A 16,141-nucleotide genomic window follows, 5' to 3' on the forward strand; every position below is an offset into this window, starting at 1 on the left:
TTTGATTCGAGTTGCTTTGAACTTCAATAATCAAATCTCATTAATCTTCTTTACGTTTTGTCGCAAGAACCGCAGCAGATAAAGCGATGCTCACACTTGCTAAGAAGAGGGCTACTTCTGAGCTGTGCTCCCCTGTAGCAGGTAGTTTTTCTTCATCTTTAGCTCCCGGAGTTTTGGTATCAGCTACTGGACTTGGAGTGAGCGGGTACTCAGGTTTTTCAACTGTTGGAGCTGCTTGATCTCCAGCTGTAGCCAATACACCTGTGTAGGCTGGCTTTTCATTTACCAAGGCCTCAACTGCATTGACTCCACCTCTATACTCTGGAACTTCATTTGCAGCTGCTAGAACTGCATTGGCTCCACCTTTGTATTCTGGCAATTCGTTTACCAAGGCTTGAACTGCATTGACTCCGCCCTTGAACTCAGCTAGGTCATGAACAGCTGCTTCTGCCGCATTGACACCGCCCTTAAACTCAGGTAGGTCATGAACAGCCGCTTCTTCTCCAGCTGTTCCGTAAGGACCTGTATATTCAGGAACTTCAAGAACTGGAGGTTGCTCTTCACCCTTGCTGCTTGTAGGAGCGTCTGGTTTAGCAGCCTTATCTTGTAATTGGTTGAGATAGTCTGCGAAGAACTCGACCATTCTTTCAGTCAAGAGATGATTATCCGTCGCATATTTCATGCTCGCCTGAACTCCAGCCACTTCCTCTTGATTTTCTTTGTCTGTCAATTTCTGCGCCTTAGCTAAAGCTGCTTCATAGCCTGACAAGTCAAGAGGTGTCTCTGCTACTTGTGGACGAGTAAAGATGAGTTCCGCTGCAGATTGGTATTTATCTCCACCATCTCCGTATGTCTTGGTACCAGTAAGGACAATTTTCTTAGCCTTGATTGTCTTACCAAAGTCAATATCTTTTGGTTTGTTGTTATTTGGCCAATCCGTCACGGTGAAGGTATGTTCCTTGCCAGACTCATCTGTGACAGCCAGTTTCACATCTCGCAAGTTTCCATTTGAATCAGATGCACGTGGAACATAGCGAAGTCCTGTGATTTCAGTTGGTTCTTTCAAGACCATGGTTGCAGGCTTACCTACATCTCCACCACTCCAAGATGTATGCCATAGGCTAGATACATTGCCATCAAAGGCATTCTCTAGGCCTTCACCTGGTTGGGCAGGCGCATCCAAACTTTCAAAGTCTTCTGCTACCAAGGCTGTTTTCTTCTGAACCAAAGCATTCTTCAAGGCTTCAATCTTGGCAATCTCTGCACGCGCTTCTTCTACACTAATGTCATCATCTGCTTGGCTGAGGTTAAATACCGCCTCTTTCAAAGCATCCATAGACTCTTTCGTGTAGTTGGTCATGGCCACAGTTGGCAAGTAGTTTTTCAGAGCATTTTCTGTCAACATCTTACCTGTTAGGGTAATTTCCTCGATGTGGAGATTATCCATCATGAAATCATTGTAACCACGGAAGTTAGCATTCCCACCAGAATCACCACGAGTATTACTTGCATTTCCAGTTGAGTAGATACCTACCCAAGTATCGCCTGTTTCTGCACCTGTCACGAGGAAGGTTGCCTTCTTGGCTTTCTTAGAATCCGTCCAAGTATTTGGCAATTCATGCATTTCCAAGTTGCTTGCTTGACTACCACGACGACCTGACTGGAATTCTCCCTTACCGACTACAAAGGCATAGGTATTGTCTGATCCTGCTTCGTATTCAAAGGTTACACGATAAGTCTTACCTGCCTCAAAGCGGAAGTTTTGCGGAATAGTTTGGTAAACCAAGTTACGACGGCTCACTAGTCCATTTGTCTTCAATGACCAATTTCCTTCGATAACATCATCGACTTTCTTACCGTTCCAACCACGCTGTGTATATGGATCGTGTTTTTCAGACAAGTGAGTCCGGTTGTCTTCGACACCTTCGACACCACCCACTACAAATGGGAAGATTCCTTGAGCAACATTTTCAAAGTCTTGTTTGAAGGTGCCTTTACCTGTATCATGGTTTTCTCCGTACATGCTTGAATTATTTTCAAAGGTACGAATTTCATCAAAGTAAGTTGCTTCATCACCAGCTTCACGACTCAAAGTCAGAGTAACATTTGAGACGTCCGATCCTGTTGTAAAGAAGGCGTACATATTTTGGAAGTAACTTGTATTGTCAACTGTAGCATTGTCACGACGATTGTTATGAGCATAAGCTTTGATGTAGTTGAGAGCGAGTGACTTATTGGTATAAGTAGTCACTTCTTTTTCACCAGTATTCACAGTGATACTTGCCTTAGCATTACTACGGTTATCGACACCTACATAAACAGCATACTTGGTATTTGGTTTCAAGCCAGTCAGTTTCTGAGTAAGGCTTACCTTGCTCTTATTGCCTTGGATACGAAGCATATCGTTTGCACCTTGAGACTTAACGATTTCTGCCTTAGAAGCATCACCAGAAATGGTCCAGTGTTTCAAGGTTCCACTATTAAATCCTTGGTCATAGATATGCATGCCTTCGCTCCATGACATTTCAGGATTGGTTTGTTTTGAACGGTAAAGAACGTATGGTTGATTTGCTAGAAGGTCTAGGGTAATCTTGCCATCTTTTACAGTTAGTTCTTGTTCTTCTGTCTTACCTTGGTCCGTTAGCTTGTAAAGGTAAACCTTGCTATTTGCCCAATCGCTCGGAAGGGTCCAAGTTGTTGCACCAGCTTGCGTATTGAAGTAGTACATTTTTTCCTTATCAGTAGGAAGTTTCTTACCATTTGCATCCCAGTTCCAAGGAGTCAAGTAAGCTGAGCCATCTTGGATGACACGACCATTGAGCGTTACTGTACGTTCGCGGTATTGCGGGCTATTGACATCATTTGACTTACGAGTCACAACAACCTTGTTACCTGCTGCATCGACTAGCTCAACCTTCATTTCTGGAGTCCATTTATAGGTGCTACCGTTATCGGTCATGGTAACTGGTGTACCATTTTCCCATTTACTTACAGTGAAGTGTTGGAAATACTTAGTCATGACATCATGGGCAAATAAGTTGGTTACATAGCCATTGTAGTCACTTCTTCCTTGCCAGCCTTCAAAATCTTTCATGCTGTAGCCACCTAGAAGTGGGTAGTTGGCTGCACCACCGTAACTTCTGTAGTCCCCAACCCAAGAATCTTTTTGGTGGTTGCGGATAAAGCGTGTGATGGCACTGTTGATACCTTTATTAGTGTAGCCACCATAGGTCAAGTCAGCTGCCCAGTGTTGGAAGGTAGAATCGTATTCACCACCATGGCCCCACTCAATCGCAAAGCGCCAGCCTTGTTTGTTAATTTCTTTAGCAAGAACGTGGGTAGCCCAGGCACCGTTATCACCTGATTGGCCATTGCCCCAAACATCCACATAGATAAAGTCGAGACCATCACCAAGTTTTTTCTTCAAGTCTTCCCAGCGAGCTAAGCGTCCATGCGCCAAGTCATAAGCAGCATCAATGTTGATACCTTGATCTAGCCAGTTCCATCCGTAGCTGTAGCTACCATCTGGATTCTTACGAAGAATATTTTCATTAAAGTATTTAGACTCAGGATAAGTCTCAGAAGCGTTCACGTGGATACCTAGATGAGCTCCATATTTCTTCGCTTTTTCGATCAAGGTCTTGAAGTCTTCGACACCACCAATACGTTTACCAATATCAGCATAGTTCAAGTGACCAGAGTCGTGACCTTCACTACCATATCCTTTAAGGAGAACACCTTGCCCAAGACCATCGGTGTGGAGATTGATTTTCTTGATACCATCCAAGGTCATTAGGAATGGGTTTTGTGCTTGTGAACCAAAGTTCATCGCGATACGGTAAGCAGTGATATCCTTAACTTTTTCCCAACCTTGAGGGTTGTTCATGATGCTACGATAAGCAATGGCACCATCTTGCCAGTCGACTTTGTTGTCAGCATTGGCGTCTTCGGTGATAACAACCTTGGCACTTGGAAGTTCCTTGGTGTATTCTGGGAAAACAATGCCCTTATAAGCTTTTTCCCATTGCCATTCAGAACTTTGGATTCCCACATAGTTTGTATTTCCAACAGTTTGTTTGAATGCTGTCAAACGAGTCCAGTCATTCGAACCACCACCGTAGCTGTTTTGAGAGTTACTCCAAACACCTGCAGCAAGCTTATCTGTAGAAACAAATCCATACATGTAACCCTTAGCCAGATCCTTCATTGGATTGGTTACAGCAATATGATCATCTCCACTGATATGAGTGTTGTTTGACATGGTTGCCCCGTCAAACTTAGCTCCAGTTTGGTCGCTTGAAACTGACACAAGTGAGTTTCCTAAGAAATTGATAGAGGAGAGAAGTTTTCTTTCATCATCAATCTTCTGACCTGGAGTAACTTGATTGTGGTTGACAATCTTGGTCACATCAAAATGTAATTGATTGTCCACAACTTGCAAGCGTACTGTCATATCTGCATTGATGAAATTCTTCTCGTCACGAAGTTTCATCAAGTACTCTGCAGTAGTATCATTGATCTTCTTATAAGTGACTTCAGGTGTAATTTCGCGATTGTTTACCAAGATTTTCTTAAGTTGTTGAACTTGTCCTGGCAAAGTATGCCCATTCAAAGTGTATTCTTTCACACGAGGAAAGGCTTGGTCAATTACCGCTTTCAAAACTGCTGACTGGATAGTGTCATAAGTCACCTTGCTATCGTCAACAACCGGACCTGTTTCTTTCTGGGCAGGAGTATCATCCGCTTTTACGCCTTCTTGATTGTCTGTTTTAACGCTGACAACCGTACGCTCATTGCCATAGGAACCAGCTTTTAGGACGATTTTCTTCTCATTTTTGAGAGTTTCATTAACAGCTGCTGGCAAAGTGACCGTATCAAAGAGTTTCTCATCATTATTCGTTGCATTGAGTTGTCCATCTGACTTGAGGTTAATTGATAGGTGGTTAATTGATCCTGTCTCAGGCGCTGCTACACGTCCCCCCTTATACCATGTGCTATCGGTTGGAGATTTATACTCCCAGAACCAGCCGTCCTTGTCATAACCAACAAAAACATTGTTCTTGGTATCTTTAAATTTCAAGAAGACACCAAAGCGTGATTTGCCTTTTTCAGAATCATCTTTGAAGGTTAAATCAACCGTCGCATTTCCATTAGCGTCAACTGTCAATCCTTGTTTTTCAAACAAGGCTGGTTTATCGCCATTGTCGTTCTGTGCAGTTGAGGACAATTGATTGTAGCGGACACCTTTTTCTTCACGAACCGTAACTGTTCCTTGTTGCTCTTTATTCGCTACTGTTTGCCATTCAGGAGTTACTGTCTTAGGTGTTTCAGGTTTAGTAGCTGCAGGTTTATCCTCTTTTGGTTTTTCTTCAGCCGGTTTTTCTTTCTCTTCCAAGTCTGCTGGTTTTACACTTGAAATTCCCTGTATGTGGTCTTGGATCCATTTTAGTTGAGCTGGTGAGAAGAGAATACCGCCGCTCCGTTTTCCAACTACACCATTTTGGTGCACACCGACCAGTTTGCCTTCTGTATCAAAGATACCGCCGCCACTAGCGCCTGGTTTTCCTCCTTGGTAACCAATCCCTTGGACACCTTCTCCGTATGGCTCCGCAAAATCAACTGTAGTATTGACAATCGGATTCAATTTCCCTTCTGGATAACCAAAGACATGGAGCTTATCTCCGATTTTCTTAACTACTGGCTTTTTGGTTACTTCAACAGGCGTATTTTCTAGAACTGTACGCAATCTCACTAGGGCCAAATCATTTTTGAAGCCCTTCAGGTAGCCTTCACGATCCCAATGAATGATATCTTTCTTACTAAACTTGACATCTGGCAATCCTGGATAAGAGATGCTATAGATATCTCCATCCCCTTGGTCATTATCCACAACCTTACGGATATTGCCGTCTTGGCTGTCTTTGATAAAGTTATGAGAAACCGTCAAGACAAGGTCTTTAGCAACGACAATACCGCTGCCTTCTCCTGATGGCGTCTTGATCTTAACAGTTGCGCCGTAGTTTAATTCCCCGTTAGTCGTTTTAGCTACATCTTCTGGAACAAGTTTCCCTGTATCTTGGGCCAATTGATCCTTTTCAACTTCACGCCCATTGTCTTCAGCTTTCTCCAACTTATCTTCTAATTCTTTTGGCAGATTGCTTGGCTTTTCAGACTTTTCTTTTTCTTGAGCCAATAACTCTTCTTCTGTTTGAGGGCCTTCAGTAGTTTCAGCTGAACCAGGATTCTGAGCGGCAGCTTCCTTGTCAAAATCGTGCCCCTCATCACTAGCCTTCTTATCCAAATCAGCCAGTTCACTCGGCAAATTATCTGTTGAACCAACTCTTGCTTGATCAGCCAATACTGGGCTAGCTGCGAAGAAAGTCGCTCCAATCATCACCGAAGCTACTCCAAGCGTAAACTTACGAATACTGAACTTACAGCGTTTTTCAAAAAATCGTTTATCCATGAACTCCTAAATCCTTTCATTTTCCAGTAAGCGTTTACATTTCTTTTTTAAAAAATACTCCTTTCTCTGAAAGTGCTCTGCTTTACTGTTATAAATAAAAAATAATTGTACTTTTAATATAACAAATAAAAAGCCAGAAAGCAATAGGAAATAGGTAAAATTCACTAAAATTTTCTATTTTCTGAACAGTGCTAACGCTCCGAATTTTAAGAATTGCTTTACAGCTATAATAAAATTCTATCTCAAAGAATCTAATAAACAGCTTTATTTCAAAAACAGATTCTTATCGGATAGAAACCATCAAAACAAGGGCCGAAAATCAGATTTTTTATCATTTTTTTGCTATGATTAGATAGAAGAAAAGTTAAGGAGAAGACAATGATATTAATTACAGGTGCAAATGGTCAACTCGGTACAGAACTACGTTATTTATTAGATGAACGAAATGTGGACTATGTTGCAGTGGATGTGGCCGAAATGGATATCACTAATGCTGAAATGGTTGAGAAAGTCTTTGCCGAGGTTAATCCAACTCTGGTCTATCATTGTGCAGCTTATACTGCTGTTGATGCGGCAGAAGATGAGGGAAAAGAACTGGATTTTGCCATCAACGTAACTGGAACTGAAAATGTAGCCAAGGCCTCTGAGAAATACGGAGCTACTCTGGTCTATATCTCAACAGACTACGTCTTTGATGGGAAGAAACCCGTCGGACAAGAATGGGAAGTCGATGACCTACCTGATCCGCAAACAGAGTACGGACGTACCAAGAGAATGGGTGAGGAACTTGTTGAAAACCTTACGTCACAGCATTATATCATCCGTACTGCTTGGGTCTTTGGAAATTATGGCAAGAACTTTGTCTTTACCATGCAAAATCTTGCTAAAACCCATAAAACTCTCACTGTTGTCAACGACCAACACGGTCGTCCAACTTGGACACGTACCTTGGCTGAGTTCATGATTTACTTGACTGAAAATCAAAAAGCATTTGGCTACTACCACTTATCAAATGACTCCACTGAAGATACCACTTGGTATGACTTCGCTGTCGAGATTCTTAAGGACAGTGATGTTGAAGTGATTCCGGTAGACTCCAGCAAGTTTCCTGCCAAGGCTAAACGCCCCCTCAACTCAACCATGAGTTTAGCCAAAGCGAAGGCCACAGGTTTCGTCATTCCAACCTGGCAAGATGCCCTTAAAGAGTTTTATAAACAAGAAGTAAGAAAATAACAGATTACGACATACATAAAAAGCAAGAGGCTTTAAATTCTCTTGCTTTTTAGTATCTGATTACTTAATTATTTGTTGTGTCTTAGCATAGTTGGCTTCGACTGCTTCTTTTTCAGATTTCCACCATTCTTGGTTGTCTGTATACCACTTAATGGTCTCTTTGAGACCTGCTTCAAAATTGGTAAACTCTGGCTCCCACCCTAGTTCATCACGGAGCTTGCTAGCATCAATAGCATAGCGAAGGTCGTGACCAGCTCGATCCGTCACATGGTCATAAGCATCAGCTGGCTGTCCCATTTCCTCGAGGATGAGTTCCAGCACTTCTTTATTGTTCTTCTCACCATCCGCACCAATCAAGTAGGTTTCACCGATTTGACCTTTAGTCAGAATCGTCCAAACACCTGAAGAATGGTCATTGGTATGGATCCAGTCACGGACATTCTTACCTTCACCATAGAGTTTTGGCTTGATTCCACTCAAAATATTGGTGATTTGGCGCGGAATGAACTTCTCGATATGCTGGTAAGGACCATAGTTGTTTGAACAGTTAGAAATAGTCGCTTTAACACCAAATGAGCGCACCCAAGCTTTGACAATCAAGTCTGAAGCCGCCTTGGTTGATGAGTAAGGCGAGCTGGGATTGTACTTAGTTTCAGCCGTAAATTTCTCACCTGGACCTTCTCCATGACCTGGCAAATCTTCACGCAAAGGCAGGTCCCCATAGACTTCGTCAGTCGAAACATGGTGGAAACGAAGGTCGTATTTACGTGCTGCTTCCAAAAGAGTGTAGGTCCCGATGAAGTTGGTATGGATAAAGGGGCTCGGATCATTCAGTGAGTTGTCATTGTGACTTTCTGCAGCGTAGTGAACAATGGCATCTGCTTGAGCAGCTAGCTTATCGACCAAGGTTGCATCTGCAATATCTCCAACAACCAACTCAACACGATCACCTATAATTTCTTCAATATTGGCACGATTACCCGCATAAGTCAGCTTGTCCAGTACTGTCACATGGACGTCTGGAAAGTTATTATAAACATAATGAACAAAGTTAGAACCGATAAATCCTGCTCCACCCGTCACGATGATATTTTCGTATTCAGTCATTTTTATTCCTTAACCTTTTTACAAATCTTCTTTTCTTAGTGGTTTGACATCCTTAAGCAGTGGATGATGTTTATCTGCTTCCGAAACTTCTGCTTCTGCTAGGTTTTCCCACTGGATGCCCAAGGCTGGATCTGCATAGTTGACAAAGGCATATTTAGGCTTGAGTTCAAGTACCCAGTAGTCATTGACCAGATAGCTATAAGAAACTGTATCCGAGAGGACTTGGAAACCATTGGCCACGCCACGAGGGACAAAGATTCCCTTACTTGCATCAATCTCGGTCTGATAAACATTTCCAAAAGTCTCACCTTCACGTAGGTCAACCCAAGAACCCAGAACCTTGCCACCATCTGCTACTGAGATGTACTTGTCCCAAGGTTCAGCATGGAGTCCTCGAAGAACATTTTTACGAGAAAAGCTGACGTTATTTTGCAGTTTTCCTTCAGCAAAGAAGCTTTCAGGAAAACCAAGCGGTAGCATCTTTTCTTTCTGAAAATTTTCCTTAAACCAGCCACGATTGTCTCCATGAACTGGAATGTCAAACTCTAACATACCTGGAATGGCATCAATCTTGTGCACTGCAAGTGTTTTGCCGAAAAAATTATCTGTCATCTAGATTTCTCCAATCAAACGAAGCAAGTATTGCCCGTATTCATTCTTCTTGAGAGGTTGCGCCAACTTCAGCACATCTTCGCGGCTGATATAGCCCATTCGGTAGGCAATTTCTTCCAGGTTGGCAACCTGAAGATTTTGCATTCGTTGAACCGTTTCGATATATTGGGACGCTTCTAACAGACTCTCATGCGTCCCTGTATCCAACCAGGCAAAACCACGCCCCATAACTTCAACTGACAAATCCCCACGCTTCAAATAAGCATTATTGACATCTGTGATTTCCAACTCACCACGTGCGCTTGGTTTGATCTGTTTGGCAATCTCCACAACATCATTGTCATAGAAATAAAGACCTGTCACTGCATAGTTAGAGCGAGGATTCTCCGGTTTTTCTTCTATGGAAATAGCATTCATGTCTTTATCAAACTCGACCACACCAAAACGCTCTGGATCCTTCACTTGGTAGCCAAAAACAGTCGCGCCCTTCTCTTTCTTGGCTGCCTTTTGAAGCATTTTGCTCAAACCAGGCCCATGATAGATATTATCGCCTAAAATCAAGGCAACACTATCGTCGCCGATAAATTCTTCACCGATAAGAAAAGCCTGAGCAAGTCCGTCGGGACTAGGCTGTTCCGCATAGGAAAGCTTGATTCCAAATTCGGAACCATCCAAGAGCAGATCCTTAAAACGGGGCAAATCCTGTGGTGTTGAGATGATCAAAATGTCCTTAATCCCAGCCAACATCAAGGTTGACAAAGGATAATAAATCATGGGTTTATCATAAACTGGCATCAGCTGTTTTGATGCAGCTCGAGTAAGTGGGTACAGTCGGGTACCTGAACCACCCGCAAGAATAATACCTTTCATAATAGGCTTCCTTTCTGGCTAATTACCTATCCTATATTATATTTCATTTTATCCCAAATTCCCTAAGGAATTTACTTCAATTTGGATAAGGCAGCTTTTAAATAGGCTCCATCTCGAAGAGCGGCTCCAACTTTCCTAGCTTGTTCTGAAAGTTCCTTGTAGTCTTGAAGTGTCAAATCATCTAGTACTTTTTGGAGGTCGTGTAGAGAATCAACTGCTAGACCACACTGTTTATCCAGAACAAAATGTGCGAGAGCCGACTCTTTCCAGACTATTAGGGGAAAACCTGAAGCTAAGTAGAGAGAGGCCTTGTGCGAGTTGTTAAAACGTAGGTAGTTCCCGTAAGAACCTTGGCAGGTTTCTGAGCTGTCTCCGTCCCAGACCAAACCAAAACTACCTTCAAGAGCAGCTGGGAGGTCATCTGGCATAAAGGAACCAAAGTAGCTAGTGTTTTTCAATGCACGACTTTCATCGTAGCCCACCCCATACAAGTTATAGGCGGGCTGGTCTGGCAAGTTATAAAGATAACCTGACTTTGCAGGGTTCAAATTTCCAGCTACGATAATAGGCTGGTCTTTTTGGAGATTTGGTTTTTCAGCAAAGTTTGGAATCAGATAGTCAAAAATTTCCAAGCTAACCATTTTATCTGCTGGCACTCCTTGACCTACCAGAACTTTCTTCATGATATCGTTATGAACGATAATGCCATCCACTGACATCAAAGCTTTCTTTTCTTGGAAGTAATTGCGCACTTTATGACGGAATTTCACTTCCGAACCTGCTGCATGACGCAAGGTTTCAATATCATGGATCAAAAGATAGAATTTTGCTCCTCTCTTTTGCGCCTGCTTAATGAGTTGTGAGATGAAAAATGTATGGTGGATAATAGGGAACTGAATCACCAATTCATCTCCGGCTCCCAACTGATCAAACACAGACTTGGTCGCACGATATTTGTGTTGTTGAGCTTTAAAGAAATTCATCTTATACCAATTCTCAACCTTGAGCTCCAACCCCTCATAACCCTCTGAGATTAGAATAGATTCTACATCATTTCGCGCCTTACTCCCTGCATTCTTTTCGTGTGCATTATGCAGAAATGAATCCTTCAGATAATATTTCACCTTTTCTCCCCTTTATCTGTGATATTCTTAGATGCTCCCTAGTTCTTCTTCTACCACATCCAATGCACGTTCAACAGTCACATGCATATCATAGTATTTATAATCTGCCAAGCGACCACAGAAGATAACGTGGCTATTTTTCTCAGCTTCTGCTAGGTACTGCTCATAAATAGCATTGTTTTTGGCATCATTGATTGGATAGTAAGGTTCATCTCCTCTTTTCCAATCTGCTGGATATTCTCGAGTAATAACCGTCTTGTCCTGAGTCCCAAACTCAAAATGTTTGTGTTCGATGATACGCGTATAAGGAATATCACGTTCAGTATAGTTGACTACAGCATTTCCTTGATAATTTTCTTGGTCCAGAACCTCATGCTCAAAACGGAGACTGCGATACTCAAGTTCACCAAACTTATAGTCAAAGAACTGATCAATCATCCCTGTGAAGACAATCTTAGTTGCTGAAGCCTCCAAGTTCTCCCGATCTGCAAAGAAATCTGTATTAAGCTCTACTTCGATTCCTTCCAACAACTTTTCGATGATGACATTGTAACCACCAATTGGAATCCCTTGGTAACGGTCGTTGAAATAATTATTGTCATAAGTCAATCGAACTGGTAAACGCTTGATGATAAAGGGTGGTAGTTCAGTAGCAGAACGCCCCCATTGCTTTTCGGTGTAACCCTTGATTAGCTTTTCATAGACATCCGTACCAATCAACTTAATGGCTTGTTCCTCTAAGTTTTTTGGCTCAACATCTTGCATGTGCGTCGTCTGCTCAGCAATTTTGTCCTTGACTTCTTGGGGTGTCTTTGTCCCCCACAAAGCATAGAAAGTATTCATGTTGAAAGGCAGATTGTAAAGATGTCCTTGATAGTTGGCAATAGGAGAATTGATGTAATTGTTAAACTCCGCAAACTGATTGACATAATCCCAGACCTTTTTATTAGATGTATGGAAGATATGAGCCCCATACTTGTGGACATTGATTCCTTCAACAGATTGGCAATAGATATTCCCACCAATGTGTTCTCGTTTATCAATCACCTTCACCTTCTTGCCACGTTTGTTAGCTTCGTAGGCAAAGATTGCACCTGACAAGCCAGCACCGACAATCAAATAATCGTACATAAAATCTCCTTATTTCTTTAAAACACTTTTTAGTTCTTGAAAATCCAAGACACGTAAGACCAAAATCAAGCCACCGTAGACTAGGAAGCCAAGCAGAGAATAGATCAAGACATTCACAACAGACGAGAAGTGCATGAAAGCTTGTACAGAATACAAGGCGCCGTACATCAGGAGTGCTGCTAGAAGTATTTTTAGCATGGATGGTAGAATCTTGACCTCTTTTAGGTACGAACGTGTAAAGTAGAGTTGAATCAGCCAGACTAAACCTTCAGTCGCAACAGACACGATTGAAGCTCCAATATAGCCCAAAGGCGGGATTAAGAGGAGATTCAAGCCTACACTGAAAATAGCTGGAATAGTTGTTGACAGCATAAATTCACGATTCTTATTGTGAGGAATCAAGATTTGAATTCCCATGATATTAGTCCAGCCAATAAAGAACATTCTAAAGACCATGATGGCAATCGCATAGCGAGCATCTTGGAAGTCTTGTCCTAAGAAAAAATTGACAAAATCTTTGTTAACAATCAAAATCCCCGCAATCATCGGGAAGATGACTAAATTATACACTAAGAAAGACATTTCATGTAACTTGTTAACCGCCTTTTGATTGCCTAATGAGAGAAGATTGGAGACCCGAGGCAACATGACACTACCTAGGGACGTTACCAAAGTTAACAAAATATTCAATAATTTCAAGGCTTGATCATAGATCCCAACATCCTTAGTCGAAGACAAGGCACCTAGCATCGTGCGATCTAGCGTGATGTAGAGCGAAATGGCAATCTGTGGCAGAAACAAGAGAATGACTGGTTTGATATGCTCTTTGGCATAGGCTATATCCAGATGCGGCTTGCGAATGTGTTCCCGAGCAGGAAGCCACATACTCAACTGACCTAGTAGATCATAGGCAACTAAGAGGATGATATACAAGTACAAGTCAGATGGTTTCTTAACAAATAGGAATATCGATACAACACCTAGAAGTTTGACCATTGTGTTACGAGCTGTGATTTTTTTGAAATCTTCTAACCCTTGAAAAAGCCAAGAAATATCAAAACCACGAGACAGCAAACTAAAGCCAAGTATATAGGCGATTGGATTGTTCATCGACGGCACAAGTAAGCAGACAATGATATAAAGCGTAACCGCTAAACAGGTTGAAATGACTTGTAAACTGTAAATACCCCAGAAGGTCTTTTCAACTTCCTTACGATGGCCGGAAATTTCCTTGGTCCCATAATTGGCTACTCCCAGCGTCGCTAGTAGGATAAAATAAGTCACGATAGAGTTATAGTATCCGTAAGACCCCAAATCATCCGAAGAGAAAACTCGGGTGATATAGGGAGTTGTAATCACTGGTAGGACGATGACAAGTAACTGATAGGACAGATTGTACAAGTAATTTTTTAAAACTCTCACACGGCTTCCCCCATCTCAGATTTTTCTCCTTCAAATTCCATCGCTGGGATGGTAGCAAAAAGAAGGAACATAAAAATATTGTATGATGGACGAACCCAGAAGGCCTCAAACATACAATTGACTGTTACTAAGGCCAGGCAGGTTAACAATAAATAGTTCTTCCTACGATAGAGAGTCCAAGACTGAACCATGTATAGGCATACCAACATAACAACTGGAATCAAACCGTAAGTAAATAACATTTGTACATAAGACGAATCTACATAGTCATAGTTCAAAACCGTTTCTGTCTTTCCTCCATATCCAACAAAGGAAATTCCACGAATTCCAAATAACTGTACGCCATATTTCTTAAGCGCTTCATGTCCCAAATACAATCGCATTCCGAAAAAGTTATTCAGAGAAACATATATTGGATGAGACCAACTAAACTTGTTGGATAGATAAATCATGACCGAAGAAGCGATACCAGCCGAAAAAGGCAGTAGGGAAAATAAACGCCATTCAGTCTTGTTACGATAATAAAAGTATAGAAAAATTCCTGTTGCTGCTAAGATGGAGCCTGCATTTAAACGGGCATCACAATAATAAATAATAAAGGCCGCCAAGGCTACACCTGATAGGGTTCTCAGGAAGATAAACTTCTTTCTAAGGAGATAGGAAAGGGCAGTAAAGAGATAGAAACAATGAGAAGCAAAGTCGGTTGGATAGATAAAACCAAAAGAGTTACGTACAACCACTCCCACGGGGCGAGTTTGAACAAACTGTAAATTAGGAATAACATTGACTAACGATAGTAAAATAATAAACACTATAAAAGATAAACTCGTCCAAGTATAAATTTTAAGTATCGACTCTAAATCTGCTTTATAAAGAAAAACAATCAACAGCAAAAACATTAAACCATTTAAGTTTCCTGCCTTATAATAAACCATACTTCCAACTAAAATGAGGATAGGTGCAAATATTAAAAAACTCAAAGAATAGCTACGAATATATAAAAAACGCACAGCTAGTAACATGATTGCAAAGAAAGGAACAAAATTAGGTATACTAGGTAATACAGGTGCTAACATTGAAGTGTTTATCATATCTATAGAAATTATCACAAATAATACTGCTGTCACTAGCAATTTATCACGTTCTATCTTTAACATCTTCATTTTCCTTTTCTAATTTCTGAACTTTTTTCATTCAGTCGTTTATTTCTTCCACTTTTTAAAGTAAAAATAGAGGCGTGGATACCTACTAATCAAAACATAGAGAATCTTACGTTTCTTACTAACTCTAGCATTCTTCAAGACAAGAGGCAAATATGGCCTCATCTTCTCCTGAAGTTGCTTGAACTCTGCTGGATTTCCATCATGAATCATTGTAAAGATAAGAAGACTTCCTGTAAAGAATCGAGAAATAATGGCTTCTTGGAGTTCTGAACTCTCAGGATAGGTTGCATTCACAACCTCTTTTAAATGATCAATTGCTTCATAAAACTCGTATTGTTTAGGCGTGAAAGCCGATGCAGTAATGCTACCGGGTCTATGGTAATAATGGTAAATCGGAAGATGGTACAAGGCAACTGATTGGGCTTGGTTGAGATGCTCACTGATTACATAGAGGTCTTCGTAGATGCGCCCCTTGGGGAAGGGAGCTTTCTCCAGAAGTTCTTTCCGATAGAGTTTCCCGCAAGCAGAGACCGTCACAAGGTCTCCGTAGAGCATTTCCGTCAGAGCCTTCGCCTTATCATAGACTTTAACCTGGTCTAGATCAAGCTGATCCAAGCGAAAATTTTGATAACGATGATAGTGGGCTGTCGGCTCCACTTTACCACTAACCATATCTGCTTGGGTACGACCTTGTAGCTCTGCTAGCAGTTCCAAGGCGCAAGGTTCCAAATAGTCATCCGGATCTAGGAAGGTGATCCAGTCACCCTTGGCTTTCAAGACCCCATAGTTGCGAGCATCAGATAAACCACCGTTGACCTTGTGGTAGCTCGTCACCCAATCATACTGCTGGGCATACTGGTCACACAAGAGACCTGAGCCATCACTCGACCCATCATCGACCAAGAGGACCTCCATATCCTTGTAAGTCTGATTTTCTAAACTCTCCATGGCATAATGAAGGTAGTCCTCCACATTGTATACAGGTACAATTACCGAAATCATCTTTTCTTTTC

Annotated in this window: 10 protein-coding genes; 1 reads left to right on the top strand and 9 read right to left on the bottom strand. The window is 41.6% G+C overall.

All coding sequences use genetic code 11. From position 1 onward, the window contains the following. Window positions 1-40: 40 nt before the first annotated feature. Window positions 41-6,466 carry a SpGH101 family endo-alpha-N-acetylgalactosaminidase gene (locus DG474_RS08050; protein WP_255778029.1) on the bottom strand — a complete coding sequence of 2,142 codons (6,426 nt, stop codon included), beginning with the start codon at window positions 6,464-6,466 and terminating at the stop codon, window positions 41-43. A gap of 378 nt (window positions 6,467-6,844) precedes the next feature. Here DG474_RS08050 and rfbD point away from each other — a divergent pair, with 378 nt between their 5' ends. Further along, entirely contained in the window at window positions 6,845-7,699 is an 855-nt protein-coding gene (gene rfbD / locus DG474_RS08055) for a dTDP-4-dehydrorhamnose reductase (RefSeq protein WP_125397552.1), read from the top strand. Window positions 7,700-7,759: 60 nt separating this feature from the next. Here rfbD and rfbB read toward each other — a convergent pair whose 3' ends face one another. The 8 genes from rfbB to DG474_RS08095 all read right to left on the bottom strand — a co-directional run bounded on the left by rfbB (window position 7,760) and on the right by DG474_RS08095 (window position 16,130). Next, window positions 7,760-8,806, bottom strand: a complete 1,047-nt coding sequence (rfbB, locus tag DG474_RS08060; RefSeq protein ID WP_255778031.1) for a dTDP-glucose 4,6-dehydratase — start codon at window positions 8,804-8,806, stop codon at window positions 7,760-7,762. 18 nt (window positions 8,807-8,824) lie between these two features. Further along, window positions 8,825-9,418: a dTDP-4-dehydrorhamnose 3,5-epimerase family protein gene (locus DG474_RS08065; RefSeq protein WP_049477781.1), complete on the bottom strand. Its 594-nt coding sequence runs from the start codon at window positions 9,416-9,418 to the stop codon at window positions 8,825-8,827. Next, a complete protein-coding gene (rfbA, locus tag DG474_RS08070) occupies window positions 9,419-10,288 on the bottom strand; it encodes a glucose-1-phosphate thymidylyltransferase RfbA (RefSeq protein ID WP_247920572.1) in 870 nt (289 codons plus the stop codon). A 71-nt stretch (window positions 10,289-10,359) separates the two neighbouring features. Continuing rightward, window positions 10,360-11,412 carry a glycosyltransferase gene (locus DG474_RS08075; protein WP_000878651.1) on the bottom strand — a complete coding sequence of 351 codons (1,053 nt, stop codon included), beginning with the start codon at window positions 11,410-11,412 and terminating at the stop codon, window positions 10,360-10,362. A gap of 27 nt (window positions 11,413-11,439) precedes the next feature. Next, window positions 11,440-12,543, bottom strand: a complete 1,104-nt coding sequence (glf, locus tag DG474_RS08080) for a UDP-galactopyranose mutase (RefSeq protein ID WP_255778032.1) — start codon at window positions 12,541-12,543, stop codon at window positions 11,440-11,442. Window positions 12,544-12,552: 9 nt separating this feature from the next. Then, window positions 12,553-13,965: a flippase gene (locus DG474_RS08085; protein WP_255778033.1), complete on the bottom strand. Its 1,413-nt coding sequence runs from the start codon at window positions 13,963-13,965 to the stop codon at window positions 12,553-12,555. After that, window positions 13,962-15,122 (bottom strand): O-antigen ligase family protein, encoded by a 1,161-nt coding sequence (locus DG474_RS08090; protein WP_255778034.1) that lies wholly within the window; start codon window positions 15,120-15,122, stop codon window positions 13,962-13,964. Before DG474_RS08090 ends, DG474_RS08085 begins: the two co-directional genes overlap by 4 nt. 45 nt (window positions 15,123-15,167) lie before the next feature. Beyond that, window positions 15,168-16,130 (bottom strand): glycosyltransferase family 2 protein, encoded by a 963-nt coding sequence (locus DG474_RS08095; protein WP_255778035.1) that lies wholly within the window; start codon window positions 16,128-16,130, stop codon window positions 15,168-15,170. Window positions 16,131-16,141 lie beyond the last annotated feature (11 nt).

Source organism: Streptococcus oralis, assembly GCF_024399415.1.
GTDB lineage: Bacteria > Bacillota > Bacilli > Lactobacillales > Streptococcaceae > Streptococcus > Streptococcus oralis_CS.

Excerpts from the sequence above, each read along its gene's own strand:
- DG474_RS08050 (WP_255778029.1), bottom strand. The coding sequence starts at position 6,466 with ATGGATAAACGATTTTTTGAAAAACGCTGTAAGTTCAGTATTCGTAAG.
- rfbD (WP_125397552.1), top strand. The coding sequence starts at position 6,845 with ATGATATTAATTACAGGTGCAAATGGTCAACTCGGTACAGAACTACGT.
- rfbB (WP_255778031.1), bottom strand. The coding sequence starts at position 8,806 with ATGACTGAATACGAAAATATCATCGTGACGGGTGGAGCAGGATTTATC.
- DG474_RS08065 (WP_049477781.1), bottom strand. The coding sequence starts at position 9,418 with ATGACAGATAATTTTTTCGGCAAAACACTTGCAGTGCACAAGATTGAT.
- rfbA (WP_247920572.1), bottom strand. The coding sequence starts at position 10,288 with ATGAAAGGTATTATTCTTGCGGGTGGTTCAGGTACCCGACTGTACCCA.
- glf (WP_255778032.1), bottom strand. The coding sequence starts at position 12,543 with ATGTACGATTATTTGATTGTCGGTGCTGGCTTGTCAGGTGCAATCTTT.
- DG474_RS08090 (WP_255778034.1), bottom strand. The coding sequence starts at position 15,122 with ATGTTAAAGATAGAACGTGATAAATTGCTAGTGACAGCAGTATTATTT.
- DG474_RS08095 (WP_255778035.1), bottom strand. The coding sequence starts at position 16,130 with ATGATTTCGGTAATTGTACCTGTATACAATGTGGAGGACTACCTTCAT.